The sequence below is a fragment of the Lysinibacillus sp. NPDC056185 genome, assembly GCF_047737915.1.
Classification (GTDB): Bacteria; Bacillota; Bacilli; order Bacillales_A; family Planococcaceae; genus Lysinibacillus.
In genome coordinates, this window is record NZ_JBLLLQ010000009.1 from 90,634 (window position 1) to 115,939 (window position 25,306).

General features: G+C 39.3%; 26 protein-coding genes. 25 read left to right on the top strand and 1 reads right to left on the bottom strand.

What is annotated here, in order from left to right:
- The 17 genes from cobJ (at position 1) to rnz (ending at position 17,136) form a co-directional block, all read left to right on the top strand.
- Positions 1–1,671: a precorrin-3B C(17)-methyltransferase gene (gene cobJ, locus ACMZ42_RS11435; RefSeq protein WP_370081265.1), complete on the top strand. Its 1,671-nt coding sequence runs from the start codon at positions 1–3 to the stop codon at positions 1,669–1,671.
- Between the two features lie 14 nt (positions 1,672–1,685).
- Entirely contained in the window at positions 1,686–2,606 is a 921-nt protein-coding gene (locus ACMZ42_RS11440) for a sirohydrochlorin chelatase (protein WP_415731540.1), read from the top strand.
- Entirely contained in the window at positions 2,603–3,364 is a 762-nt protein-coding gene (gene cobK / locus ACMZ42_RS11445) for a precorrin-6A reductase (RefSeq protein ID WP_415731541.1), read from the top strand. Before ACMZ42_RS11440 ends, cobK begins: the two co-directional genes overlap by 4 nt.
- A 12-nt stretch (positions 3,365–3,376) precedes the next feature.
- Positions 3,377–4,036, top strand: a complete 660-nt coding sequence (locus tag ACMZ42_RS11450) for a precorrin-8X methylmutase (RefSeq protein ID WP_053594968.1) — start codon at positions 3,377–3,379, stop codon at positions 4,034–4,036.
- Between the two features lie 32 nt (positions 4,037–4,068).
- On the top strand, positions 4,069–5,169 hold the full coding sequence (locus ACMZ42_RS11455; protein WP_402873603.1) for a cobalt-precorrin-5B (C(1))-methyltransferase: 1,101 nt from the start codon (positions 4,069–4,071) through the stop codon (positions 5,167–5,169).
- Positions 5,126–6,346, top strand: a complete 1,221-nt coding sequence (gene cbiE / locus ACMZ42_RS11460; RefSeq protein WP_370081259.1) for a precorrin-6y C5,15-methyltransferase (decarboxylating) subunit CbiE — start codon at positions 5,126–5,128, stop codon at positions 6,344–6,346. Before ACMZ42_RS11455 ends, cbiE begins: the two co-directional genes overlap by 44 nt.
- Positions 6,339–7,046 carry a precorrin-2 C(20)-methyltransferase gene (cobI, locus tag ACMZ42_RS11465; RefSeq protein ID WP_415731542.1) on the top strand — a complete coding sequence of 236 codons (708 nt, stop codon included), beginning with the start codon at positions 6,339–6,341 and terminating at the stop codon, positions 7,044–7,046. Before cbiE ends, cobI begins: the two co-directional genes overlap by 8 nt.
- Positions 7,046–7,831: a precorrin-4 C(11)-methyltransferase gene (gene cobM, locus ACMZ42_RS11470; protein WP_370081255.1), complete on the top strand. Its 786-nt coding sequence runs from the start codon at positions 7,046–7,048 to the stop codon at positions 7,829–7,831. The genes cobI and cobM overlap by 1 nt, the downstream gene beginning before the upstream one ends.
- Entirely contained in the window at positions 7,824–8,945 is a 1,122-nt protein-coding gene (locus tag ACMZ42_RS11475) for a cobalt-precorrin 5A hydrolase (protein WP_415731543.1), read from the top strand. Before cobM ends, ACMZ42_RS11475 begins: the two co-directional genes overlap by 8 nt.
- Positions 8,946–8,956: 11 nt before the next feature.
- Positions 8,957–10,324: a cobyrinate a,c-diamide synthase gene (locus ACMZ42_RS11480; protein WP_415731544.1), complete on the top strand. Its 1,368-nt coding sequence runs from the start codon at positions 8,957–8,959 to the stop codon at positions 10,322–10,324.
- Entirely contained in the window at positions 10,317–10,955 is a 639-nt protein-coding gene (locus ACMZ42_RS11485; protein WP_415731545.1) for a precorrin-2 dehydrogenase/sirohydrochlorin ferrochelatase family protein, read from the top strand. The genes ACMZ42_RS11480 and ACMZ42_RS11485 overlap by 8 nt, the downstream gene beginning before the upstream one ends.
- On the top strand, positions 10,952–11,719 hold the full coding sequence (cobA, locus tag ACMZ42_RS11490) for a uroporphyrinogen-III C-methyltransferase (RefSeq protein ID WP_415731546.1): 768 nt from the start codon (positions 10,952–10,954) through the stop codon (positions 11,717–11,719). Before ACMZ42_RS11485 ends, cobA begins: the two co-directional genes overlap by 4 nt.
- 37 nt (positions 11,720–11,756) lie before the next feature.
- Entirely contained in the window at positions 11,757–12,317 is a 561-nt protein-coding gene (locus ACMZ42_RS11495; RefSeq protein ID WP_370081246.1) for a nitroreductase, read from the top strand.
- Between the two features lie 14 nt (positions 12,318–12,331).
- A complete protein-coding gene (locus ACMZ42_RS11500) occupies positions 12,332–12,868 on the top strand; it encodes a cob(I)yrinic acid a,c-diamide adenosyltransferase (protein WP_370081244.1) in 537 nt (178 codons plus the stop codon).
- 903 nt (positions 12,869–13,771) lie between these two features.
- Entirely contained in the window at positions 13,772–15,271 is a 1,500-nt protein-coding gene (locus tag ACMZ42_RS11505) for a cobyric acid synthase (RefSeq protein ID WP_415731547.1), read from the top strand.
- Positions 15,268–16,104 carry a class I SAM-dependent methyltransferase gene (locus tag ACMZ42_RS11510; protein WP_415731548.1) on the top strand — a complete coding sequence of 279 codons (837 nt, stop codon included), beginning with the start codon at positions 15,268–15,270 and terminating at the stop codon, positions 16,102–16,104. Before ACMZ42_RS11505 ends, ACMZ42_RS11510 begins: the two co-directional genes overlap by 4 nt.
- Before the next feature lie 99 nt (positions 16,105–16,203).
- A complete protein-coding gene (gene rnz / locus ACMZ42_RS11515) occupies positions 16,204–17,136 on the top strand; it encodes a ribonuclease Z (RefSeq protein WP_415731549.1) in 933 nt (310 codons plus the stop codon).
- A 199-nt stretch (positions 17,137–17,335) separates the two neighbouring features.
- Here the strand turns inward: rnz and ACMZ42_RS11520 are convergent, their stop codons facing one another.
- On the bottom strand, positions 17,336–17,878 hold the full coding sequence (locus ACMZ42_RS11520) for a TetR/AcrR family transcriptional regulator (RefSeq protein ID WP_402873593.1): 543 nt from the start codon (positions 17,876–17,878) through the stop codon (positions 17,336–17,338).
- A 169-nt stretch (positions 17,879–18,047) separates the two neighbouring features.
- Here ACMZ42_RS11520 and ACMZ42_RS11525 point away from each other — a divergent pair, with 169 nt between their 5' ends.
- The 8 genes from ACMZ42_RS11525 (at position 18,048) to ACMZ42_RS11560 (ending at position 25,257) form a co-directional block, all read left to right on the top strand.
- Positions 18,048–19,481 carry a DHA2 family efflux MFS transporter permease subunit gene (locus tag ACMZ42_RS11525; protein WP_402873596.1) on the top strand — a complete coding sequence of 478 codons (1,434 nt, stop codon included), beginning with the start codon at positions 18,048–18,050 and terminating at the stop codon, positions 19,479–19,481.
- Between the two features lie 410 nt (positions 19,482–19,891).
- The gene (locus ACMZ42_RS11530) at positions 19,892–20,464 is read left to right on the top strand and encodes a glycoside hydrolase family 73 protein (protein WP_415731550.1); all 573 of its coding nucleotides are present in this window, start codon (positions 19,892–19,894) and stop codon (positions 20,462–20,464) included.
- Positions 20,465–20,476: 12 nt separating this feature from the next.
- Positions 20,477–21,115 carry a response regulator transcription factor gene (locus ACMZ42_RS11535; RefSeq protein WP_415731551.1) on the top strand — a complete coding sequence of 213 codons (639 nt, stop codon included), beginning with the start codon at positions 20,477–20,479 and terminating at the stop codon, positions 21,113–21,115.
- Complete coding sequence (locus ACMZ42_RS11540) at positions 21,112–22,467, top strand: histidine kinase dimerization/phospho-acceptor domain-containing protein (protein WP_415731552.1); 1,356 nt, start codon at positions 21,112–21,114, stop codon at positions 22,465–22,467. Before ACMZ42_RS11535 ends, ACMZ42_RS11540 begins: the two co-directional genes overlap by 4 nt.
- Positions 22,468–22,858: 391 nt before the next feature.
- A complete protein-coding gene (locus ACMZ42_RS11545) occupies positions 22,859–23,428 on the top strand; it encodes a DUF6434 domain-containing protein (protein ID WP_402875168.1) in 570 nt (189 codons plus the stop codon).
- Between the two features lie 217 nt (positions 23,429–23,645).
- Positions 23,646–23,876, top strand: a complete 231-nt coding sequence (locus ACMZ42_RS11550) for an acyl-phosphate glycerol 3-phosphate acyltransferase (protein WP_402875171.1) — start codon at positions 23,646–23,648, stop codon at positions 23,874–23,876.
- A 218-nt stretch (positions 23,877–24,094) separates the two neighbouring features.
- Positions 24,095–24,715, top strand: coding sequence for a sporulation-specific diadenylate cyclase CdaS (gene cdaS / locus ACMZ42_RS11555; protein WP_402875174.1), 621 nt, complete (start codon positions 24,095–24,097; stop codon positions 24,713–24,715).
- A gap of 98 nt (positions 24,716–24,813) precedes the next feature.
- A complete protein-coding gene (locus ACMZ42_RS11560) occupies positions 24,814–25,257 on the top strand; it encodes a MarR family winged helix-turn-helix transcriptional regulator (RefSeq protein ID WP_402875177.1) in 444 nt (147 codons plus the stop codon).
- Positions 25,258–25,306: the final 49 nt, after the last annotated feature.

Consider the following 25,306-nt stretch of genomic DNA (forward strand, 5'->3'; position numbering starts at 1 on the left):
ATGGCGCAAAAAGGTAAGATTTTCGTAGTTGGCTTTGGCCCTGGAGACTTTAAACATATTACGACTCGTGCTGTGGAGGCACTACAACAAAGTCATATGATTATAGGCTATAAAACTTATGTTGAACTGATTCAGGATTTAGTTAGTGCAAAGTCGATTATTAGTACTGGTATGACAGAGGAAGTTTCACGTGCACAAGAAGCGGTGCGTCAAGCAGAGGCTGGAAGTATCGTATCGGTCATTTCCAGTGGGGATGCCGGGGTTTATGGAATGGCAGGATTAGTGTATGAGGTATTAATCGAGCTAGGCTGGACAGAAGCAACTGGTATCGAGGTAGAAATTGTTCCAGGTATTTCAGCTATTAATTCATGTGCCAGTTTACTAGGTGCTCCCATTATGCATGACGCCTGTACCATTAGTTTAAGTGACCACTTAACACCTTGGAATTTAATTGCAAAACGAGTAGAAGCAGCAGCAATGGCGGATTTTGTTATTGCTCTTTATAACCCGAAAAGTGGACGTCGTACGAGACAAATTGTAGAGGCACAACGAATTTTATTGGAATATCGTTCTCCAGATACGCCGGTTGGACTTGTGAAAAGCGCGTATCGTGACCGTCAGGAGATTACGATGACTACTTTAGCAGAAATGCTTGAACATGATATAGGTATGTTAACAACGGTTATTATCGGTAATTCAACAACATTCTTTTACGACAATAAAATGATTACGCCACGTGGTTATCAGCGTAAATATACACTTGGTGAGGAAAAACAACCGTTACGACCACATCAACGACTTAAAGAAGAAAATGAACCATGGGCGATGAATCAAGAAACAGGAGCAGCACGTAATGATTTTGCGACAGATCCTAATGCCAATCGTATTAAGCCCAGTTTAGCCATAACACCACAACAAAAGCCTAAAAAATCGTCACTTGAAATGGCGACAGCTGCTCTTACTATGGTAAAGGGAACAAGCGCGGTGAAAGTAACACCTAAGCGTGTTCAACAAAAAATCGAATCTATTTTTGAATTAGCGGTTAGTCCTGGGGTTGCCAATAAGTTCTTTAGTCCTCAACAAATGATGACGTTGGCTGAGGTAGTTGGTGAGGAAGGAACGATGGAGTATACACCAGACCATCAAATTCATTTGAAAGTTCCAACGTCCGAGCCTGAAGAGGTTACCGCAAAGCTTCGTGAAGTTGGCTTTTTACTAGCACCAATTGGTGACGTGCTATCGTTAAAGGCTTGTGACTTCTGTTATGGAGAAAAGTTCGATTCGATTCCATATGCGGAAGAAATTCAAGAAAAGCTTGGTGGTATGTCGTTACCGAAAACATTAAATATCGGCTTTAACGGCTGTGGTATGGCATGTTATCGAGCAGTATTTGATGATATTGGCATTGTTTATCGTAAAAGTAAATTTGATGTTTTTATTGGTGCCAAGCCGGTTGGTCGGACAGCACATGCTGCTCAGCCAGTTGTTGAGGGATTAGAGCCTGAACAGCTCATCCCACTTATTACCGATATTATCGAAGAATATAAAGCAAATGCACATCCAAATGAACGTTTGTTTAAATACTTCAAGCGTGTGAAAAAGATATTACATTTTACGTATCAGGATATGTCTTCAAAAATAAAAGTAGAGCCCGCTCCATGCGGCGACTAGTGAGGAGTAATAAGATGAAAGCAATTTTATTTGTCGGCCACGGGAGCCGTTTAGAAGCAGGGAATGACGAGGTACGCACGTTTATCGAGCAAATGACACCTCGTATTGATGATAGCTTTTTAGTAGAAACATGTTTTTTAGAGTTCGCTTCGCCGAACATTGAAGAAGGTATTACGAACTGTGTGAAGAAGGGTGCTACAGAGGTACATGTTATTCCGATTATCCTTCTTCATGCTGGACATTCAAAAATGCATATTCCAGCAGAAATCGAACATGCGCGTGAGCATTATCCGAATATAACGTTCACATATGGTCAAACAATCGGTATCCATGAAGAAATATTTGCGATTTTAGAAGATCGTTTAGCAGAAATCGGCTTTAATGCTGAAGAAGAACATAAAGATACAGCCGTTTTATTAATTGCACGAGGCGGCAGTGATCCATATGCAAATGGTGATTTTTATAAAATTACACGTTTGTTATGGGAAAAACTCCCGGTTCAGTATGTAGAAAGCGCGTTTATGGGCGTAACAGATCCGCGTGTTGAAGAAGGAATAGAGCGCTGTGTGAAGCTGGGTGCTAAAAAAGTCATTATGCTACCATACTTTTTATTCACGGGTATCCTAATGGAACGAATGAATGGTATGTGTAAGCAATTTAACGAAAAATATCCTGATTGTAATATTCAAATTGCCAACTATTTTGGCTATCATGAGCGTTTACAAAATGTGCTATTGGAGCGTATTGAGCAAGCTGTGAATGGCACATCAACAGGTATGCAAGATTTAGAGAATTATCGTGCTTATGCGGCAGTGCATGGACATGCGCATCATCATCACCATCATGACCACGATCATGGACATGATCACGATCACCTTGATCACGACCACGACCACGACCATCATCACCATCATGAAGAGGAGCCAGTGAAATGATTTTCATGTTAGCAGGGACGAGCGATGCTAGGAATCTAGCACTTGAAATCCAGTCAGCAGGTTATGCTGTGACAGCAACGGTCGTTACTGAATCAGCTGCTTCTAGCCTGGCAGAAGTAGGCCTTCCTCATTTAATCGGTCGTTTAACAGCGGATGAAATGGCGACGATTATTACGGAGCGAGGGTACCGTTTAGTTGTAGATGCCTCTCATCCATTTGCTGAAGAAGCTTCAAAAAATGCCATGGCGGCAGCTAAGCAAGCCAATGTTCCGTATATCCGCTATGAACGTGCTCATGAGCATTATGCCCATCCACTAATTACGGTAGTGAAAGATTATGAGGAGGCTGCCCATTTAGCAGCGGAAAAACGTGGTGTCATTATGCTAACGACGGGCAGTAAAACGCTAGCAACCTTTACGAAGGTGTTACATGGTTTAGAAAATACACGAGTGATTGCGCGTATGCTTCCTCGACTCGATAATATGGAAAAATGCGAAGCACTTGGTGTGGCACAAAGAGATATTGTTGCCATACAGGGCCCTTTTTCAAAAGAATTAAACGAAGCCCTCTTTCGTCAATATGATGTGACATTGATGATCACGAAAGAAAGCGGCAAGGTTGGCTCGGTGGATGAAAAGCTAGACGCTGCCCTTGCATGTGGCATTGAAACGATTTTAATTGCAAGACCAAATATAAAATACGGACAGCAATATTCTACATTTGAAGATGTATTACAAGCTGTACAAAACACACTTTAGGAGGCCATTCAGATGGATTTTAAAACAGATTTCAAACCTTTAACAGTAGACCCAGATAAAATTTACGATTACAGTTTTTCAATTATTGCAGAGGAAATGGGCGAGCATAACTTCTCAGAGGATGAGTGGAAAGTTGTTCGTCGTATCATTCACGCTTCTGCTGACTTTGAATTAGGACGTAGCGTTATTATTACACCAGGAGCACTTGAGGCCGGTATTAAATCAATCCTTGCTGGTCGCCATGTCATTGCAGATGTGCAAATGATCGAAAGTGGTTCAGGGAAAAAACGCTTCCAAAAGCATGGTGGCGATTTACACTGTTATATTGCTGATGAAGACGTATCGATTGAGGCGAAAAAACAAAACACAACACGTGCAATTATTTCTATGCAAAAGGCTACTAAATTACATGAAGGTGGCATCTATGCAATTGGGAATGCACCAACAGCATTACTTGAATTAATTCGTTTAATTAAAGAAGGCTTAGCGAAACCAGATTTAATTATCGGTATGCCCGTTGGTTTCGTGTCAGCTGCTGAATCGAAGGAAGAGCTGTTAAAACTAGAAGGTATTCCGTATATTACAAATGTTGGTCGTAAAGGCGGTAGTACAGTGACGGTTGCCGCATTGAATGCTGTCTCACTTTTAGCGGATGAACAGGCGAAAAAATAGTGGAGCGGAAGCCAAAAAAGGATCCCAAAGACATGCGTCACGGTTATACAACGGGATCCTGTGCAACTGCAGTAACGAAGGCCGCATTACTTGCCTTAATTACAAATGAAGAGCAAGAAACTAGTACCATTCATTTACCGATTGGGCGAGATGCGACCTTTACGATAGAAAGATGTACATTTCAGCAGGATGCTGTCAGCTGTGAAACGATTAAAGATGCTGGTGATGACCCAGACGCAACACATAAAGCACTCATTATCGGCACGGTGAGCTGGTCGGATATACCAGGTATTCATCTGGACGGTGGAATTGGTGTCGGGCGTGTAACAAAGCCCGGCTTACCAGTACCTGTCGGAGAAGCGGCCATCAATCCAGTACCACGGAAGATGATTCATAGTACTGTACAAGGCGTACTTGATGAATTTCAAATTAAACGAGGCGTTAACGTAGTTATTTCCGTCCCTAAAGGTGAGGAAATTGCTAAAAAAACGTTAAATGGGAGACTTGGTATTATTGGAGGCATCTCCATTTTAGGCACAAGGGGAACCGTCGTGCCTTTTTCGAGTTCCGCCTATATGGCCAGCATTGTCCAAGCGATTAGTGTTGCAAAAGAGGCTGGTTGTGAGCATCTAGTTGTGACGACTGGTGGCCGCAGTGAAAAGTATGGGATGGCACAGTACCCTCATTTGCCAGAGGAAGCGTTTATAGAAATGGGCGATTTTGTAGGCTTTACATTAAAGCATTGTAAACGACTTGGTATGAAGCAAGTATCGCTTGTTGGTATGATGGGGAAATTCTCGAAGGTGGCACAAGGTGTCATGATGGTGCACTCCAAAAGTGCTCCTATTGATTTTAACTTTTTAGCACAATTAGCAGTGGATATAGGTGCAGATGAAGAAACCGTTACAAACGTACGAGAGGCAAACACTGCTTCACAGGTCGGAGAAATTATGGCAGAAAAGGGCTATGATGCATTTTTCAACCACTTATGTGAAGCTTGCTGTTATTCTTCATTACATCATATTAAGGGCGGTTTAACGCTTTCCACATCGATCTATTCGATGCAGGGACAATTATTAGGAAGGGCTGATGACATTGCATCGATCGATGAAATTGATTGGGATCGGGGATAACGGACAAGAAAGCTTACTACCGCAATATGTACAGTGGATTGAAGACTGTGAGGTACTTGTTGGTGGAGAGCGTGTTCTAGAATTTTTCCCAAACTTTACTGGAGAAAAAATGTTGATTAAAGGTGGTCTTTCAGCGCTTGTCGAAAGGTTATCTGCAGAAACAAGAAATACAGTTATTTTAGCGTCAGGTGATCCATTATTTTACGGAATCGGTGGTTATTTAGCGAAAAAGCTAGACATTGACGTTTATCCATATATGAGCTCTGTGCAGCTTGCTTTTTCAAAGATGGGGGAAAGCTGGCAGGATGCTTATGTTACAAGTATTCATGGGCGCTCCATGAAAGGCTTAGCACAACGAATTGATGGTAAAAAGAAAGTGGCATTGCTAACAGATGCAGAGAATAATCCGAATGAGTTGGCACGTTATTTAAAGCACTTTGGCATGACAGAGTACCGTGCATTTGTCGCAGAAAATTTACAGGGCACAAATGAAAAATTCGGTTGGTATTCGCTTGATGAATTAGAAATGGCTGATTTTTCTCCATTAAATGTTGTCATTTTACAGCAAACTTCAGAACCGAAACGCTATGCACTCGGTATCGATGATGAAGAATTCTCACAGCGTAAGCCAGACAAAGGGCTGATTACGAAAAAAGAAATTCGTGTCTTAAGTTTACAAGCGATGCAACTGCAAAAGGATAGCACTATTTGGGACGTTGGGACATGTACGGGTTCGATGGCGATTGAGGCAGGCAAGCTTGCGCCAGAAGGTCAAATATTTGCCGTGGAGAAAAACGCTCCAGATTTAGAAAATTGCCTGCAAAATCAGCAAAAGTTCCGTGTAGATATTACTGCTATTCATAGTAAAGCGCCAGCAGGACTTGAAAACTTCCCTGACCCGAATGCGATTTTTATCGGCGGCACGGGAGGAGAAATGGTGGAGTTATTACAATTGTGCTGTACACGCTTAAAGCCAAATGGTCGTATTGTCTTGAATGCTGCAACCATTGAAAATTTATATAAAGCAGTCGAAGCGTTTAAGTCTTGTGGCTTTGCTGTAGACATCTTGCAGGCACAGCTTGCGCGCAGTAAACCAATATTAGATATGACACGTTTTGTCCCATTAAATCCAATTTACATTATTTCTGCATATCGAAAGGAAGAAAATCATGAGTAATCTTGGTATTTTATATGGCTTGGGCGTAGGTCCTGGCGACCCAGAGTTAATTACAGTTAAGGCATTCCGTATCATTCAAGAATCGCCTGTTATTGCCTATCCGAAAAAACTAAAAGGCAGTAAAAGCTATGCACATCGTATCGTAGATGTCTACATTAACCCAGAAGAAAAGGACATGCTTGGCCTAGTATTTCCAATGACAAAAGATGAAGCTGTATTAGAACGCGAATGGACGAAATCAGTGGAACTTGTCTATGGAAAATTAAAAGAAGGTAAGGATGTCGCATTTGTTACAGAAGGTGACCCATTATTATATAGTACGTTCATCCATATGATGAAGCTTATGCAGGACATGCACCCGGACGTTGAAATTCAAACAGTTCCTGGTATTTCTTCGTTCAACGGTTCAGCATCACGACTTGGCATTGCGCTGGCAGATGGCGATGATCGTGTTGCCATTGTCCCTGCCCATGATAACTATGAGGCGATGCGTGAAGCGATTGAAAGTCACGATGCAGTGGTGTTCATAAAAGTAGCGAAGGTTATTGATTTAATGCTTGAGGTGCTACGTGATTTAGATTTACTTGATAAGGCATCAGTCGTAACAAAGGTAACATCTGATAAGGAAATTATTTGGGATGTGCGCGAGCTAGACGGTGTCGATTTAGAATATTTAACGTTAATGGTGGTGCGTAAATAATGAAAAAAATATATATTGTCGGCGCTGGTCCTGGTGATCCAGATTTAATTACAGTGAAAGGCTTACATATGCTACAAACAGCGGACGTAGTAATGTATACAGATTCTTTAGTGAGTGAGGACCTTATTGCAAAGGCACGACCAGATGCAGAGGTTATTCGTACGGCAGGTATGCATTTAGAGGAAATGGTAGCGACCATGGTAGATCGTGTCAATGCGGGGAAAGTGGTAGCTCGTATGCATACAGGAGACCCTGCGATGTATGGAGCCATCATGGAGCAGGTGGCACTATTAAAAAAAGAAGGTATTGGTTACGAGGTTATTCCTGGTGTTAGCTCTGTCTTCGCTTCTGCAGCGGCAATTGGGGCAGAATTAACTATTCCTGACTTAACACAAACACTTATTTTAACGCGTGCCGAAGGACGTACTCCTGTACCAGAATTTGAAAAGCTACGTGATTTAGCAAGTCATCATTGTACAATTGCCTTATTCCTGAGCGCAACGTTAACAAAGAAAATAGTAAAAGAACTACAGAATGCTGGCTGGGCTGATGATACACCAGTAGCTGTTATTCAACGAGCTTCTTGGCCAGATCAAAAAATCGTACGTACAACATTAATTGAACTGGATGAAGCCATGCGTGTAAACGGTATTCGTAAGCATGCGATGATTTTAGCTGGCTGGGCATTAGATCCAGATATTCATGATAAAGATCAATATCGTTCGAAATTATATGATGCTACTTTTACACATGGCTTTAGAAAAGGCGTGAAGACTAGTGATTGAGTTACAAGAGGGCGTATTCCCAGAAGTTGACCAACGAAATCCTTATGCAGTTGTCGCCATTACAAAGCACGGTGTTCAAATTGGACGTCGCTTGCAGCAAACCTTTGCTGCGAGCGACTTATATTACATGAGTAAATTCGAGCAGGGTGATGAAGCAGAAAAGCATATTCAGATGTTTACAGGTACTGTGCGTTTACTGTTGCCTACTCTTTTTAAGCAATATAAAGGCTTAATTTTAATCATTTCACTCGGTGCAGTTGTACGCATGATAGCACCGATTTTAAAGGATAAAAAGACAGATCCAGGCGTTGTTGTCATTGACGATCGTGGTGAAAACGTAATTAGCGTGTTATCGGGACATTTAGGTGGCGCCAATGAACTGACACATGAAGTAGCTGCAGCACTTGGAGCAAATCCGATTATTACAACAGCCTCAGATGTGCAAAAGACCATTCCGGTTGATTTATTTGGTGCACGTTTTGGCTGGGTATGGGATAGCGCCGATAAACTAACACCTGTCAGTGCCTCTGTTGTCAACGAGGAGCACGTCGCAATCGTTCAGGAAACTGGGGAACGTGACTGGTGGATGCGTGATACAGCGATGCCAGAACAAATTAAAATGTATCCGTCAACATATGCTGCGCTTGAAGCGAAACCACATGCTACTCTGCTGATTACTGACCGCATCATTGACCCGGAGGAAGAAGTACTTCTTGAAAATGGTGTCATTTATCGACCAAAATCGGTCGTGCTTGGCATGGGCTGTAATCGTGGAACAGCTGTGGAAGAAATTGAGCAAGTCATTGATGAAACTCTTGCAGAGCTGAAGCTTTCGAAAAAAAGTGTGAAAGCGCTATGCACGATTGATTTAAAGAAGGACGAGCAATGCCTACTAGAAATAACGAAGAAATACGATTGGGAGTTTGTAACATATTCACCGGCGGAATTAAATGAAATTGATTTCCCATCACCTTCGGAAACCGTATTTAAATATACAGGAGCATACGGGGTGAGTGAGCCTGCAGCGATGCGTTATGCGCAGGTCGAGTCGCTTGTGCTAGAAAAGAAAAAATCGGGCAATGCTACAATCTCAGTTGCTAGATTAACATTTTAAGGAGGAAGCCTATGCAAACGAATCGCTTTGTACTTGCTGGTACTGGTAGTGGAGTTGGTAAAACAACCTTTACCATTGGACTCATGAAAGCGTTACAAGAAAAGGGCAAAATTGTGCAAGGCTTTAAATGTGGTCCCGATTATATTGACCCTACCTATCATACTGCCGTAACAGGACGTGTATCTCGCAATATCGATAGTTGGATGTTTTCACATGAAGCAGTGCGAGATATAATCGCACGCGCAAGCAAAGATGCCGATGTTTCCATTATTGAAGGAGTTATGGGCTTTTATGATGGCAAAAGTCCGCTATCGGATGCTGGCTCTGCAGCAGACATTAGTGTTGTCACAGAGAGTCCTGTTATTTTAATTGTCAATTGTGCAAGTATGGCACGAAGTGTAGCGGCAGTTGTGAAAGGTTTTCAATTGTTGTCGGATCAACCGAATATCGTTGGTGTCATTGCCAACCAAGTCGGAAGTGTCGGTCATTATGAGATTGCGAAGGCTGCTATTGAGCAGGAGTGTGGTATTCCTGTCATCGGCTATTTGAAGCGAGAGGAAGGGATTGATATTCCTAGTCGTCATTTAGGATTAGTCCCTGCCATCGAACGAGGAGAACTCGATACATTTTTTGATAAGCTGGGCGCTCTAATGACTGAGACCATTGATTTAGATCAATTGCTTGAATTAACAAAGGCTCCTGTTCTACAAGAATCAGGGCAACTATTTGCGGAACAACCATCTCAAAATATTTGCATCGCTGTAGCAAAGGATGCCGCGTTTAACTTTTATTATGAAGAGAATTTGAATTTACTGCGTGCAAAAGGAGCCGAGCTTCAATTTTTCTCACCACTTGCGAATGAGCCTGTACCGACTGAAGCAGACGGATTGTATATAGGTGGGGGCTTCCCAGAGGAATTTGCAGATATTTTAGCGGATAATTCGGATGCCAAAAAGTCTATTCGTGAAGCAATTGCCAAAGGTCTTCCAACATTAGCTGAGTGTGGTGGCTTTATGTATTTGACGGAGGCTATTACGAATAGCAATGGTGACCGTTATGACATGGTTGGTGTTATTCCGGGAGAAGTAGCGATGCAAACAAAACTAGCGGCTCTCGGCTACCGTGAGATTTTCGGCACACCAAATAATTTTTTAATTGGTACGGATGAAGAAGCAAAGGGACATGAATTCCACTATTCAAAATATAGCGGCGCGCATAATACGCCGGCCTATGAAACGAAGGGGCGCTTTGGTAACAAACAAGAGGGCTACCAAGAAGGAAATTTAGTAGCTGGCTATACGCATTTTCATTTCGTATCTAACCCAAAGCTTGTTGACAATTGGCTAACAGCTTGTAAGAAGGTGAAAAATCATGACTAATTATTTTCCTATTCATATCAATATTGAATATAAAACCGTAGTAATTGTTGGAGGAGGGCACGTAGCAACACAGAAGGTAGCTTCACTGCTTCCAGCTAAAGCTAATATCGTCGTTGTCAGTCCAGCTCTAGATGAATCCTTACTGCCTTTTGCTGAGTCAGGGCAAATTACGTGGCGTGAAAAAGAATTTGAAGCGCGTGATTTAGATGATGCATCGCTCATCATTGCAGCGACAAATGATACGTCAGTAAATGAGGCTGTCCAAGAAGCAGCACAACATTGGCAGCTCATCAACCGTGCAGATGCACAGGCTGAAAGCGACTTTATAACGCCAGCAACAGTGCGCCGTGGTCCTTTAGTGTTAACAGTGTCAACGTCAGGTGCCAGTCCAGCACTAGCGCGTAAAATCAAAGCTGATCTCGAAGAGCAATTTGATGACGTTTATGATGACTATGTATGCTTCCTACAGCAGGCACGTTTAATGATTGCTGCTAAGTTTGAAAAAGGTCCACAAAGACGTACCGCTTTACAAGCATTACTTGAACCAAACCTACTAGAATGGACACGTAGTGGAGAGATTGATAGACGTGAAGCATTTTTACAACAAATACTGATGGGAGAAGCGCGATGAAAGACGGAATAGTGTATTTAGTTGGAGCTGGACCAGGAGATCCGAAGCTCATTACAGTATACGGGCTCGAATGTATTCAAAAGGCTGATGTCATTGCATATGACCGTCTTGTGAACCCGAAATTACTAGAGTTTGCGAAAAAAGATGCTGAGCTTGTGTACTGTGGTAAATTACCTGGTAAGCATCACTTAATTCAAGATGAGATTCATACATTACTTGTCGAAAAAGCGCAGGAAGGCAAGGTTGTCACACGATTAAAAGGTGGCGATCCATTTGTTTTTGGTCGTGGTGCAGAAGAAGCGGAAATCTTAAAAAATCATGGTATTGCTTATGAAATTGTGCCAGGTATTACAGCTGGAATTGCTGCCCCAGCGTATGCCGGCATCCCTGTAACACACCGTGATTTTGCAACAAGCTTTGCGCTTGTAACAGGGCATGGTCGTGAGGAAAAAGGACAGGACTTTTTAAATTGGCCAGCACTTGCAACAGGCATCGATACAGTCGCCTTTTATATGAGTGTTGGTAATATTGCTTATATTTCTAGAAAGCTCATCGAAAATGGTCGCAAAGCAACTACTCCAGTGGCCGTTATTGAGTGGGGAACAACAGAGCAACAGCGTACCATTACAGGACAGCTTGATGAAATTGCAAGCATTATTGAACGAGAAGGCTATCATAATCCTTCCATGATCGTCGTTGGCGAAGTCGTCAATGTACGTGACAAAATTCAATGGTTTGAAGAACAGGGACTAGCCCTTACATAAAGACAAAAGTTATTTGAGCATAGGGAGGAAACACATCATGACAGTAATCGAGGCTTTAAAAAATCGTCGAGCGATTCGCAATTACACGACACAGCCTGTTGAAAAAGAAAAAATCGAGCAAATTTTACAAGCAGCAACTTATGCTCCAAATGACCGAATGCGCGAACCTTGGCATTTTTATGTTATTCAAGGCGATGCGATGAAACGCTACGAGGAAATGGCAAATGCTTATTTGCAAGAGCGATTCCCCACAAAACCAAATTTAGTGGAAAGCTCGTTAAAAGTTGTTCAAACAACGCCTGTGGCCATTGTTGTGACAGCAGATATAGTAGAAGACGATGCTGATGCGACAGCAGATAATGTCTTTGCTGTATGTAGCGCTATTATGTCTATGTGGCTTACCGCAGAGGAGCAAGGACTTGGCTTCGTATGGCGTACACGTGGTGTAGGGCTTGTTCATGACCCGCGTATGCACGCATTCATTGGCGCAAGTGAATCACAAAAAGTAGTAGGAACGATCTTTATTGGCTACCCAGAAGAGCAGGAGCTTAAAGACAAGAAACGTACCTCATTTGAAGAAAAAACAACATGGCTTTAAGGGAGGCTTAAAGAATGGCTAGAAAAGGCTTGCTTTTAGTTTATACAGGTGAAGGGAAGGGCAAAACAACAGCTTCTCTTGGTGTCACATTACGCGCAGTAGGTCGAGGCCTAAAGGTGCGTTACATGCAATTTATTAAATCACCAGAGCGTACATACGGTGAGCAAATTGCTCTTCGGAAGCTTGGCGTAGAAATGGAGCAAATGGGAATCGGCTTCACTTGGACAAAAACACCCGAGGAGCATCGCGCTGCGTTAGCAAAGGCATGGAAAAAAACAAAGGCCGCTCTGCAAGACGACAGTATTGATGTACTCGTATTAGACGAGCTCAACAATGCGCTTGCTATTACAAAATTCCCAATCGATGATGTGCTCCCATTAGCCGAAGTCATTGAAGCTATTCAACAGCGCCCATCTACAATGCATTTAGTTGTAACAGGCCGTAGCGCCAATCCAGCGCTAATTGCAATGGCTGATTTAGTATCAACCATCGATGCGACAAAGCATTATTATGACGAAGGCATTCCAGCTGTTAAAGGTCTTGAATTCTAATTAGATCCTCTTGCAGCGGTGGGTACTCGCAGAACGGGGTAGAATCCCGGGAAGCAAGCTGAACCCCGTGTATCAAGTTGAACTTCGCACGTTTGTGAGAATACTCGCGCTTTGAGGGGAAATACTCGCGGAACGAAGCAGAATACTCGCGCTTTGGGGAGGAATACTCGCGGAACGAAGCAGAATACTCGCGCTTTGAGGTGAAATACTCGCGGAACGAAGCAGAATACTCGCGCTCTGAGGGGAAATACTCGCGGAATGAAGCAGAATACTCGCGCTTTGGAGGGAAGTACTCGCGGAACGAAGCAGAATGCCCCCGCTCTGGAGGGAATGCCCGCGGAACGGGGTAGAATCCCGGGAAGCAAGCTGAACCCCGTGTATCAAGTTGAACTTCGCACGTTTGTGAGAATACTCGCGCTTTGAGGGGAAATACTCGCGGAACGAAGCAGAATACTCGCGCTTTGAGGTGAAATACTCGCGGAACGAAGCAGAATACTCGCGGAACGAAGCAGAATGCCCCCGCTCTGGAGGGAATGCCCGCGGAACGGGGTAGAATCCCGGGAAGCAAGCTGAACCCCGTGTATCAAGTTGAACTTCGCACGTTTATGAGAATACTCGCGCTTTGAGGGGAAATACTCGCGGAACGAAGCAGAATGAGGGAATGCCCGCGGAATGGGGTAGAATCCCGGGAAGCAAGCTGAACCCCGTGTATCAAGTTGAACTTCGCACGTTTGTGAGAATACTCGTGCTTTGAGGGGAATACTCGCGGAATGAAGCAGAATACTCGCGCTTTGGGGAGGAATACCCACAGAAGCGAGAAGAATACTCACGCTATGGAGGGAATACCCGCGAAAGCAAGAAGAACACCCGCACTTCAACTATAAAAAAAGGAGGGAAAAGACTATGCCAGCAAAATCTATCATGATTCAAGGGACGGCTTCTGATGTAGGGAAAAGTATGATTTGTACTGCGCTGTGCCGTATTTTCTCTGATGATGGGCTAAAGGTAGTACCGTTTAAATCACAAAATATGGCCCTTAACTCGTTTGTAACTCAAGATGGCGGAGAAATTGGCCGTGCACAGGGTGTACAAGCAGAGGCAGCACGTGTTGTCGCAACTACGGATATGAATCCTATATTGCTAAAACCAAAGCAGGATATGGTATCGGAAGTGATTGTTCATGGCAGACATTTTTTAAATATGGACGCCAAAAGCTATCGCAATCAATTCGTACAAGAAGCGATGCCGATCGTTGAAAAGTCAGTACGAACTTTACAAAATACATATGATGTCATTGTTCTTGAAGGTGCGGGAAGTCCGGCAGAAATCAATTTGAAAGACCGTGACATAGCAAATATGCGCATGGCTCATCTAGCAGATGCAGCGGTTGTGCTAGTTGCTGATATCGATCGAGGCGGAGTATTTGCATCGATTGTTGGAACACTCGCATTACTTGACGATGCAGAACGTGCACGTGTAAAAGGGCTGATTATTAATAAGTTTAGAGGGATGCGTGAATTACTCGATGATGGCGTTGAATGGGTTGAGCGTGAAACGGGGATTCCTGTCCTTGGAGTTGTACCATATGTAGATGTCAATATTGAGGCTGAAGATTCGCTAGCACTATCTTCGTTGCGTTTTAAAAAACCAAAGCAAGGGGAGTTTGCAGTGGATGTGGCAATGATTCGCCTGCCGCGCATTTCAAATTTTACGGATGTTGATCCATTTTTTGATGAGCCAGAGGTTGGTGTGCGTTTAATTGGCAATGTCAATGAGCTTGGCACGCCCGACTTACTTATACTACCTGGAACAAAAAGTACAATAGATGATTTAGCGTGGTTAAAGGCACAAGGCTTCGATCATGCGATAGCAAATTTACGCGCACGAGGGACAAAAATTATTGGCATTTGCGGTGGCTTCCAAATGCTTGGCGAAACGTTACTAGACCCAGATGCAGTAGAAGGTAATGGTGATTCAGCGCAAGGTCTAGGTTTATTGCCAATGGAAACTGTTTTTGTTGGCGATAAAAAAACAGTTCAAATGACAGGAACAAGAGGACAGGATACGTTTACTGGCTATGAAATTCATCTAGGACGTACAAAAATTTTACGTGATGAAGTTTCACCATTTTTACAGCTTGCAGATGGGCGAGTAGATGGTGCGGTAAGTGCTGATGAACAAGTGGTTGGAACATATTTCCATGGTTTATTCCATAATCGTACCTTTACACGACAGCTTGTCAACGACATTCGCGTGAAAAAGGGGCTCGCTACTTTACCAAGCGATGTGAAAAGTGACGCAGAACGAAGAGAGGACGCTTACAATATGCTGGCAAAGCATGTGCGTGCTAATCTCGATATGAAAAAAGTATATGAAATCATGAATATTGAGGTACCTGTATGACAAGAAAAGGACCGTTAGCTATTAATTATGAGGCGTTATGGCAGGAAGGTGTGAAGGACTGGCATGGCCAAATGCCTGAAAGAATGGTCAATGATCAACTAGAGGAGCAGTTTTGGGCACAGTCAATCGCACGTAAAAAGGCTGGACAAACAGATCCTTATGCTGCAAAAATTTTTCAAGAAATTAAAAAAAGTATTCAACCTGAGGACTCGGTATTGGAAATTGGTCCAGGCTGGGGTAATTATACATTTCCACTAGCTGATCATGTGCGCAAGCTAACGTGTGTAGATAGCTCAGAAAGTATTCTTAGCTATTTAGAAAATTGCATGGAAGACAAGCAACATGTTTCTTATATTCATGCAAAATGGGAAAGCCTTACTGAAGATGAAGTAGGAGCGCACGATATAGTTATTGGTGTCAATTGCTTTTATCGTATGTATGAAATCAAATCAGCACTTTACCATATGAATCGTCTAGCTAAAAAGCGTGCAATTATTGGCATGACAACAGGGCCGATTCAACCCCACTATGAAATATTATACGAAAAGTATGGCTACGATATTAAATTTCCACGAAGAGATTATATAGAATTTTTAAATTTGCTCTATGAAATGGACATTTATGCAGAGTGCAAAATCATTCCTTTAGAACGAGTGTATGAATATGAAAGCTATGAGCAACTTGTCACAACACAAAGTAAAAAAATATTAAATAATACTTTTAATAGAGAGCATGTTGAGGAATCGCTCTTGCCGTTTATTGAGGAAAAGAACGGGCGTTATTATTATCGTCATGATTTCCATGCGGCAATCGTATCATGGGAGCCGAAATAATTATGAAACCTTTGGACAAAACTAGTGACCAAAGGTTTTTTTTATTGGAAGCAATAGGGTACAATAAAGCGATATAGAAATAGAAGTGAGGTGGCATATGTGCAACTACATTTTTTAGGAACAGGCGCAGGAATGCCTTCAAAGGAACGAAATACAAGTGCTCTAATGGTAAAGCTATTAGATGAAGTGGGGGAAATGTGGCTTTTTGATTGTGGGGAGGCGACCCAACATCAAATTTTGCATACATCGTTAAAGCCACGTAAAGTAACAAAAATATTTATTACACATTTACACGGTGATCATATTTTTGGATTACCTGGCTTTTTAAGCTCTCGTTCATTTCAAGGGGGGGACGAGCCATTAACGATATTTGGCCCACAAGGTTTACAGCAATGGATTGAGCAAACCTTAGCCTTGTCGAAGACGCATTTAACATATCCATTACAATTTGTTGAAGTTCATGAAGGTATTATTTATGAAGATGAACATTTTACAGTAAGTGCGAGTGAATTGCGACATGTAGTTCCATGCTATGGATACCGTATTGAGCAAAAGGATTTGCCTGGCGAACTGTTAATGGAAAAAGCACAGGCTCTTGGTGTTCCGAAAGGTCCTTTGCTAGGACAATTAAAATCAGGGAAAGATATTGAGCTAGCGGATGGCACCGTTGTATATGCGAAAGATGTTGTCGCTCCATCCAAAAAAGGCTTTACGCTCACTATTTTAGGAGATACTAAATACTGTCCAGAGGCTGTTTCATTAGCTTTTGGAGCAGATATCGTTATTCATGAAGCGACCTTTGATGATACTACGACAGATTTAGCAGCGAACTATGGACACTCTACAAATGTCGAAGCGGCAAAGGTGGCACAACAGGCAGGAGCAAACTATTTACTGCTGAACCATTTAAGTGCCCGCTTTTTACCACATGATTTACCGAAATTTTTAGCAGATGCACAGGAGGTTTTCCCACAAACCTTCCTGACATCCGATCAATCCATATTCTCTTGGAATAACAACAAATTAACTTAATCAAAAACATAAGTACCCTTTAGATGACGTTTCATTTAAAGGGTACTTTTATCTTTACTTCAGCGAATGTATTCTGAGCGAAAGCGCAGCGACAGCAACAAAATGTTTTTTCTGTGCGAAAGTGCAGCGACAGCAACAAAATGCTTTCATAACGAAATACACCCACATTTTGAGGTTAGCAATTTATTTGTACGAATAATTATCGATATAGCTCAATAATTTGAGTGGCTATATATTCGGAGCTAAAGTGAACCCCGTTTCTGAGCCACCACATGATGATGCCAAGTATTGAAGATGCAAGAATATCCATTGATAGAGTTGTGTTAGTACTATTAGCACCTTCACTTTTATGTTGTATGACAATCAAGTCCTTTAGTGTCATATGCATTTTTTTATTGAAACCAGGGTGCTCAAATAGAACAGCTAAAATTTTTCGGTGCTTATAAAAGTAATCTAAAAACGTAATTAATTGTTCTTGATTATTTAAATTATCAATTTGTAAAGTTGGGGATATTTCCGACAACAAGTCGTCGAAAATATCATAAACTACCTGCTTTAATAAATCGTTAATATCTAAAAAATGTAAATAAAAAGTTGCTCGATTTAGTTCTGCACGTTGGGCTATTTTTTGTACTGTAAGTTTCGAAATATCTGGGTTTTCAATCAAGATTTCTACAACAGCTTCTTTGAATACCCGTTTAGAGCGAATAGATCGGGGGTCTTGCTTTTTTTGTGTAGTCAATTTAATTCTCCTTTATCTATTAAATACAAATTTAATTAATAGTATTTTAAATTTTGTTGTTTAATTGACACTTCTTGAAAAATTGTAAATAGGAATCAAAAAATAAAAATGTTATTATCTATTTTATTGACATTGTGTTAATAAAACAAGGGGAAAGAGGAATAAATTAATGCCGGAATCAATAAATAAAAAGGTACTATTAACAGTACTAATTTTAGGGTGTTTTTTATCTACACTAAACCAAACATTGTTAAACGTTGCATTAAGTAATTTAATGGACGTATTTTCCGTTTCTGCTACAACCGTTCAGTGGTTGTCTACTGGTTTTATGTTAGTAAACGGGGTGCTAGTCCCTATAACAGCATACTTAATGAAACGTTTTTCAACACGACAATTATTTATAAGTTCAATGCTGTTTTTATTATTAGGCTCTATTTTTTGTGCAATAGCTCCGAACTTCACCACTTTACTAATAGGTCGTATGATTCAAGCAATTGGAGCAGGAATTATTATGCCATTGCTAATGAGCATCGTGATGTTTATTTTTCCTCCTGAAAAAAGAGGCAGTATGATGGGGTTAATTGGGCTAGCTATGATTTTCGCTCCAGCCATTGCACCAACATTAGCAGGTTTCGTTATAGATTATTATTCATGGCGTTGGTTATTTATCGGAATAATTCCATTTGTCGTGATCATTATATTTATGGCAATGAAATATTTAATTAATGTTTCAGAAACAGCAAAAACGAAGTTAGATGTAATCAGTGTTATTTTATCGACAATTGGCTTTGGTCTTATTTTGTATGGTTTTAGTAATGCAGGAAGCCATGGTTGGGATGATAAAGTTGTAATCGCTTCTATACTTGTAGGGATAATGATTACAGCAATATTCTGTCTACGACAAATTAAATCTGCTGATCCACTTCTTAACTTATCCGTTTTTAACAATAAATTATTTACGCTAACGTCCATCATCAATATTATTGTCACAATGATGATGTATGCGGACATGATTTTATTACCAATGTATTTACAAAACGGAAGAGGATTTACGGCTTTAGACGCTGGTTTATTATTATTACCGGGTGCACTTGTAAATGCCTTTATGTCTCCAGTGACAGGAAAAATGTATGACCGCTTTGGGGCAAAGCCGTTATTTATTATCGGTTTGATTTTTGTCATTCCTTCAATGTGGGTTGTAACGGATTTATCAGACACAACAACTTATAGCTTTATAATGATACGTACTATTTTTCTACGTATAGGGTTGAGTTTTATTACAATGCCATTGAACACAGCTGGTTTAAATGCCTTACCTAAGACACTTGTCACACATGGTACAGCAGTAAATAATACATTACGCCAAATTGCAGGTGCCATTGGATCTGCTGTCGTTATTACAATTTTTACAGCACAAACGACAAACCATGCGAAAACATTGCTAGCAGAAACACCAAATGCTACGGCTGAAGGTATTCGCACACTTGCTTCAACCTTAGGTTCAAGTGATGCCTATTATTTCATGACAATCTTAGCGATCATTGCATTTGTATTAACTCTATTTGTTCCATCTAAAAATAAGTTTAAACAACAAGCAGAATGATTTTATATACTATAATTACGAGCAGTAGTTAACGTTTTCTAAGTTAGCTTACTGTTCTTTTTTTATGGTTAAATGCTTAGGAAGTCAACCAGTCAAGTGGGCATATTGGAAAGCTAAAGAAGATGGCGAACTACCAGATAGAAAAGATATAGAAGTGGATAATTCGATTTGGGATGCATTGAAAAAAGGACTGAACAAATGACCTTGTTCGATACACTTAGTTCAAAATAAAATAATAGTATCCGTAGTACAAACAATAGTTTGTACTACTTTTTTATTATAGAAATAAGTGAACAACGTATTCCTTAAACCTATTTAAGTTTTTTATCTAATATTATTCTTTTGTCAAATTACTGTAACATTCCTCTTTTAAAATACATGTATAAATTCATTTAAAAAGAGGTTATACAATGAAAAGAATCTGCAAATATAGAAAATCTAAAGTGTCAATAATTATACTAGTAGTTAGTTTAGTTTTACTTTCTGTATTTTTTATAAGACTATTTCAGAAAGAAAATGGAGAAATTCATTTTATAGATGAAATTGCTCCTATAGCTGTAGAATTAAACCAACAAACAGGAGGAGTGCTTCCGAGTATAACAATTGCACAGGCTATATTAGAATCGAATTATGGCAAAAGTGAATTAGCTATAAAAGCAAATAATTTATTTGGGATAAAAGGTAGCTATAAAGGCAATTCAGTAAAAATGCCAACTATGGAATATAAAAATAATAAAAGTTATACAATTGAAACTGAATTTAGAGCTTATCCAGATTTGAAAAGTGCGTTTATTGACCATACTAAATTAATTTTAGAAGGAACGAGTTGGAATAAGCATCAATATTATGATGTTCTTGCTGCAGCGAATTATCAGGAAGCAGCCCATGCTTTGAAAAAAAACCACTATTCCACAGATCCTATGTATCCAGAAAAATTAATTGCTATTATAGAACAGTATAATTTAGGGAAATATGACGATTAGGAGATAAATATAATGAATATACTTATCGCTGATGATGAACTAGATATGTTAAAGATTTTACAAAGTTATTTCAAAAAGGAAGGATTTACGGTATATACGGCTACAAATGGTTCAGAGGCACTTGATATTTTCTATAATGAAAAAATTGATTTGGCCATTTTGGATTGGATGATGCCAGAAAAAGATGGGATTACAGTTTGCCGCGAAATGAAGAAGACTCAAAAAATTAAAGTATTAATACTAACGGCTAGAGATACTGGAGAAGATGAATTTATTGCCTTATCTGATGGCGCTGATGATTATGTAAATAAACCATTTTATCCAAAAGTTTTATTAATGAGGGCGAAAAAATTGTTGCAAATGGAATCCATTCAACGAATAAACGATGTTTCATTTGATATTTCAAGCAAACGTGTATGGAGATCTGGAAATGAATTGATTTTAACAAAGACTGAATTCGAGCTTTTACGCATATTTAGCCAAAATAGAAGACAAATATTAACGAGAGATCAACTACTTGATTTAATATGGGGAATGGACTACGAGGGTGATCCGCGGACGGTAGATACACATATTCGGCGTCTACGTGAAAAAATTGGAGAGGATATTGTCCAAACACATCGAGGAGTTGGATATAGTACAAGAGAATGAAACGAAAAATTGGAACAAAATTAACTATTTATATAACTCTTGTTGTTATCATCACATTTAGTATCTCACTTACGATAAGTCAGTTTTTTCTACCAAAATATTATCTTCATCAATTGAACCAAAAAGTAACTAATGCTTTTTCAGTATATCAGGAATTTGAGGATAAGAGTTTGGTGGAGGATCAATTTGATGTAACTATTCTTTCAGTATCGCTAAAAGATAATATTAATGTCCTGAATGAAAATTTAAAACAGCAACTTGCCAGAGAACATATTGCACTTAATAAATTTTGGGTTTCCGAAGAAGTATTACAAAAAGTTAATGAGGATAAAATTGTAGGCAAGGTTTACAATCAAGGAAAACAAAAGTCCAGTTTTATCGCACATTATTCAAAAGATGATCATCAGCTAATAATGATTGGAGCCTCGATGGCTAATTTTATTGAGATAGCTAATTTTATTAATCGTTTTAACATATTCTTTTTGATAGTCAGTATCTTGCTGATTATTATTATTACTGCCTTTTTATCTCGAAAACTAACAAGGCCGTTAAATGAACTCAAAAAAGTTGCAAAAGAAATTGGCGAGTTGGATTTTAAACAGGCTGAAATTCGGACAGGAGATGAAATCGAGGACCTTGCAAGAAGTATTAATAAAATGAGTAAGACACTTGAAAAAGCGCAACAGGATTTATCAAAAAGAAACATTGACTTAAAGCAATTTATGATAGGTTTAACCCATGAGCTTAAAACTCCTTTAGCATTAGTTAGAGTATATTCCAGTGGGATTGAAGATGGTATGGATGATGGAACTTATCTTGCAACCATTAACAAGCAAGTTGATAGAATGGAAAAAATAATAACAGATATGCTTTATTTCGCTAAAACAGAAGAAAACGATTCTAATAAAACTAACTTTGATTTAATTATGTTGATTAATGAGATACTGGATAATTATCGACCTATACAAGGGGAAAAACAAATTTATTTTAAAACTGAAGTTACTGAATTTATGCTGACGACTGAGCAAGATAAAGTACATTTCATTTTTGAAAATATGATTAGTAATGCAGTCAAATATGCTTCTGGAAATGAAATTCAGATTTTCTTTGGTCGAGACGGAGTGTTCGAAATTAGTAATGATACCACTCTTACAGATATATCTAGAATATGGCAGCCATTTCATGTTGGAGAAAGCTCTCGTGACAAAAACTTTTCAGGTACTGGGCTAGGACTAGCTACCGTTAAAAGCCTTGTTGAACAATTAGGATATTCAGCTCAAGCAACGCTATCTAACAGTAAAATCATTTTTAAAATCGATTTTGTAAATCATGATTGCGTGGATATGCATTAAATCATATTATTGCTAATTTAAAATGGGTCTTAATATTAATTGATAACAGTTGCTGAACTATCCTAAAACAACAAAATAAATAGACAAACAATCGCAACATTGTTTTTTATTTGGTAGTTGTATCTTTGCATACATGTATTTAAAGAAATAAGCCTAATTAACTTGGAATAAATTAATCAAAAGTCTTGATAAAACACTAAGCATAAAAGTTTGACTCGAATTGGTTTGTGAATGTTTACACTTCAACAAAGAGCCTTACTACAATAAACTGTAGCAAGGCTCTTGTTTTTATAATTAGCTGTTTTCGTAAAGTTTGTTGCTCTAAAAATTTGATTACATTAAAGAGCAAACGTTCTATAATATGAAAGTGTATACATAAGGAGTGTTATGAATGAGACCTATTCTTACAAAAGAGATTAGTAGTCAAAATTTTAAGGATTTTTATTGGTTAAAAGAAGAATTGCAATCATTTTGTAGAGATAATGGAATAAGCGCGTCGGGTTCTAAGATAGAGATTTCTGATAGAATTGAGACTTTTCTTCGGACAGGAAAGATAAAAAAACCACAAAGAAATTCTAAGGCTAATAATAAGCCTCAAACTAACAGTGAACTAAGTCTTGATACAGTCATTACGGAAAATCATCGTTGTAGTCAAGATGTGAGAGCATTTTTCAAGACAGTAATACCAAAGTTTCATTTTTCTACCTATATCCAAAACTATATTAAAAACAATATAGGAAAAACGTATCGTGATGTTGTGGATGCTTGGTATGAAGAAGAAAAACGCAAGAAAGACCCGTCACACCAGAAGAAAATTCCCCCTCAGTTTGAATACAATCAATTCATTCGTGACTTTTTCTCTGACTCAAAAAATAAAGGCAAAAGTCGTGCAGAAGCGATTGAAGCTTGGAATAAAATTAAGAAACTCCCTGGGAGTAACAAATATATACCTGAAAATTAGTCTTTTAATAGAGTTGATTTTCGACAGTCAGCGAAACCAATACTGCATTGTAAACTGCTCTGTTAGTAGGATAGCAACAAATCGTCTCTACCTTTCAAGTTATAAGAAATCAAATACAAAGTAGTAATAGTTGTAGAACGGAAATTTGGAATATAGAAGAATTATAATGCGGTTAATAGTTAATTTTTGTATAATTGATTAAAGGGGAGTGGTTTATATGAATCAGCAAAAGATGCCACCAGCATTATTGCGTTTAATCGTTATTTTTCCCAATGTGCTGAGCTATTTATTACTATTTGGACTAATTATGTTTGTTATCTCAAATTATGACACATTAAAAGCGACGGACAACTTAACGGTTTGGCTTATTTTTATTGTAGTGCTTGCACCAGCTGCTGCCTACACAACATTCAAAATCGTCAAAAAAATCCGTACTGGACAAATGTAAACTAAATGACAACACATGTATTCTTTAGTTAATCTAATGGATACACGTGTTTTTTTGTGTTTGTAAGATTACTCGTTTCATTAAATTACATTTTCAGAAATAATTTATTGAGAAAGTAGACTGAATGAAACCCAAAGCGAATAAAATAATTCCATCTAGAGAAACTAAAAATAAATATGAGTTGTTTCATAAAAAATTTGAAAAGCGGGGTGTTTTTTGTGGATCCAACAAATTGTGATTTTTCACCAATGAAACAAACATTAAAGGAAGAGCTTCTGCAGGTCATTCATTCATTACAGCAAAGTGTAGAAGCAATGGATACGGATGCAAACTGTCTTCTTGGGAATTTTGAAAAAATTAAAGAGAAATTTGTAACGATTGAAATGAAAGCTGCAACATTTTATTTAAATTGCTATCTTTCCCCGTTTACTGAAAAATATCCTGAGCTTTCGCATTGCGTACAAAATATGTCTAAAAGAAGACACGGTGGACTAATTGTGATTGAACGGAAGGATTCTGTGACATCGATTATACAGCCAGGTATTCATATTGGAGCAGAAGTAACGCATTCCTTATTAGAATCTATTTTTTTTCCTGGAAATCCACTTCATGATGGCGCAGTTTTAATAAGCCAAAATCAAATTAAGTCAGCAGCAAATGTACTGCCACTATCAGAGATATATACGGGGGAAAAGAAATTAGGCACAAGACATCGAGCAGCATTAGGGTTAAGTGAAGTAAGTGATGCGCTTGTCTTGATAGTGTCTGAAGAAACAGGGAGAATTTCGTTTGCCTTTAAAGGAAACTTATATCCAATTACGACCCATGGCATTATATAGTGTGAGCTTCACACTGGAAAACATCTCGAATTCGAGATATTTTTCTTGCTTATTTATCTCTTGCGTTGTAAAGTGATGAATGAGAGGAGGAGGAAGCGATGCGAAAACACACGCTCGGATCACTGACCTGGATTCGGATGATGCGCTTTACAAATCAAAGTAACCAGCTATCCAATGAGTTTCTAAAGCGCTTTGACTTAACGACTGCACAATTTGATGTCCTTATTCAAATAAAGACATATGCACCGATAACGCAATCCCAATTAGCAGAGAAAGTGATAGTAACGCAAGGTGGTATGTCTCGGATGCTTGCTCGTCTTGAAAAAGAGGGACTTATTGAACGCAAGCAAAATTGGAAGACTAAAACAATCTCACTAACAGCTAAAGGCGAGCAGATGATTGATGCGGCAACTCCAAGTCAGCTACAATTTCAATCTTCATTTTTTGAAGAAGTATTAACAGAAGAAGAAATGAAAACTTTAAATACACTAATGTCGAAAATAGAGAAGCATAGTCGCGATAAAAAATTACCACCAGCGTGATTTTTTTACACCATCACTTGCTTAGTCAAGTGAAAACGAGGAGGAAACA

Coding starts and splice junctions, on each gene's coding strand:
- ACMZ42_RS11560 (WP_402875177.1), top strand. CDS start 24,814: ATGCGAAAACACACGCTCGGATCACTGACCTGGATTCGGATGATGCGC.
- ACMZ42_RS11495 (WP_370081246.1), top strand. CDS start 11,757: ATGACAGTAATCGAGGCTTTAAAAAATCGTCGAGCGATTCGCAATTAC.
- cobA (WP_415731546.1), top strand. CDS start 10,952: ATGAAAGACGGAATAGTGTATTTAGTTGGAGCTGGACCAGGAGATCCG.
- ACMZ42_RS11505 (WP_415731547.1), top strand. CDS start 13,772: ATGCCAGCAAAATCTATCATGATTCAAGGGACGGCTTCTGATGTAGGG.
- ACMZ42_RS11550 (WP_402875171.1), top strand. CDS start 23,646: ATGAATCAGCAAAAGATGCCACCAGCATTATTGCGTTTAATCGTTATT.
- ACMZ42_RS11450 (WP_053594968.1), top strand. CDS start 3,377: ATGGATTTTAAAACAGATTTCAAACCTTTAACAGTAGACCCAGATAAA.
- ACMZ42_RS11510 (WP_415731548.1), top strand. CDS start 15,268: ATGACAAGAAAAGGACCGTTAGCTATTAATTATGAGGCGTTATGGCAG.
- cbiE (WP_370081259.1), top strand. CDS start 5,126: ATGACATTGCATCGATCGATGAAATTGATTGGGATCGGGGATAACGGA.
- cobI (WP_415731542.1), top strand. CDS start 6,339: ATGAGTAATCTTGGTATTTTATATGGCTTGGGCGTAGGTCCTGGCGAC.
- ACMZ42_RS11440 (WP_415731540.1), top strand. CDS start 1,686: ATGAAAGCAATTTTATTTGTCGGCCACGGGAGCCGTTTAGAAGCAGGG.
- cobK (WP_415731541.1), top strand. CDS start 2,603: ATGATTTTCATGTTAGCAGGGACGAGCGATGCTAGGAATCTAGCACTT.
- ACMZ42_RS11455 (WP_402873603.1), top strand. CDS start 4,069: ATGCGTCACGGTTATACAACGGGATCCTGTGCAACTGCAGTAACGAAG.
- ACMZ42_RS11540 (WP_415731552.1), top strand. CDS start 21,112: ATGAAACGAAAAATTGGAACAAAATTAACTATTTATATAACTCTTGTT.
- ACMZ42_RS11485 (WP_415731545.1), top strand. CDS start 10,317: ATGACTAATTATTTTCCTATTCATATCAATATTGAATATAAAACCGTA.
- ACMZ42_RS11530 (WP_415731550.1), top strand. CDS start 19,892: ATGAAAAGAATCTGCAAATATAGAAAATCTAAAGTGTCAATAATTATA.
- cobM (WP_370081255.1), top strand. CDS start 7,046: ATGAAAAAAATATATATTGTCGGCGCTGGTCCTGGTGATCCAGATTTA.
- ACMZ42_RS11480 (WP_415731544.1), top strand. CDS start 8,957: ATGCAAACGAATCGCTTTGTACTTGCTGGTACTGGTAGTGGAGTTGGT.
- ACMZ42_RS11535 (WP_415731551.1), top strand. CDS start 20,477: ATGAATATACTTATCGCTGATGATGAACTAGATATGTTAAAGATTTTA.
- ACMZ42_RS11500 (WP_370081244.1), top strand. CDS start 12,332: ATGGCTAGAAAAGGCTTGCTTTTAGTTTATACAGGTGAAGGGAAGGGC.
- cobJ (WP_370081265.1), top strand. CDS start 1: ATGGCGCAAAAAGGTAAGATTTTCGTAGTTGGCTTTGGCCCTGGAGAC.
- ACMZ42_RS11545 (WP_402875168.1), top strand. CDS start 22,859: ATGAGACCTATTCTTACAAAAGAGATTAGTAGTCAAAATTTTAAGGAT.
- ACMZ42_RS11525 (WP_402873596.1), top strand. CDS start 18,048: ATGCCGGAATCAATAAATAAAAAGGTACTATTAACAGTACTAATTTTA.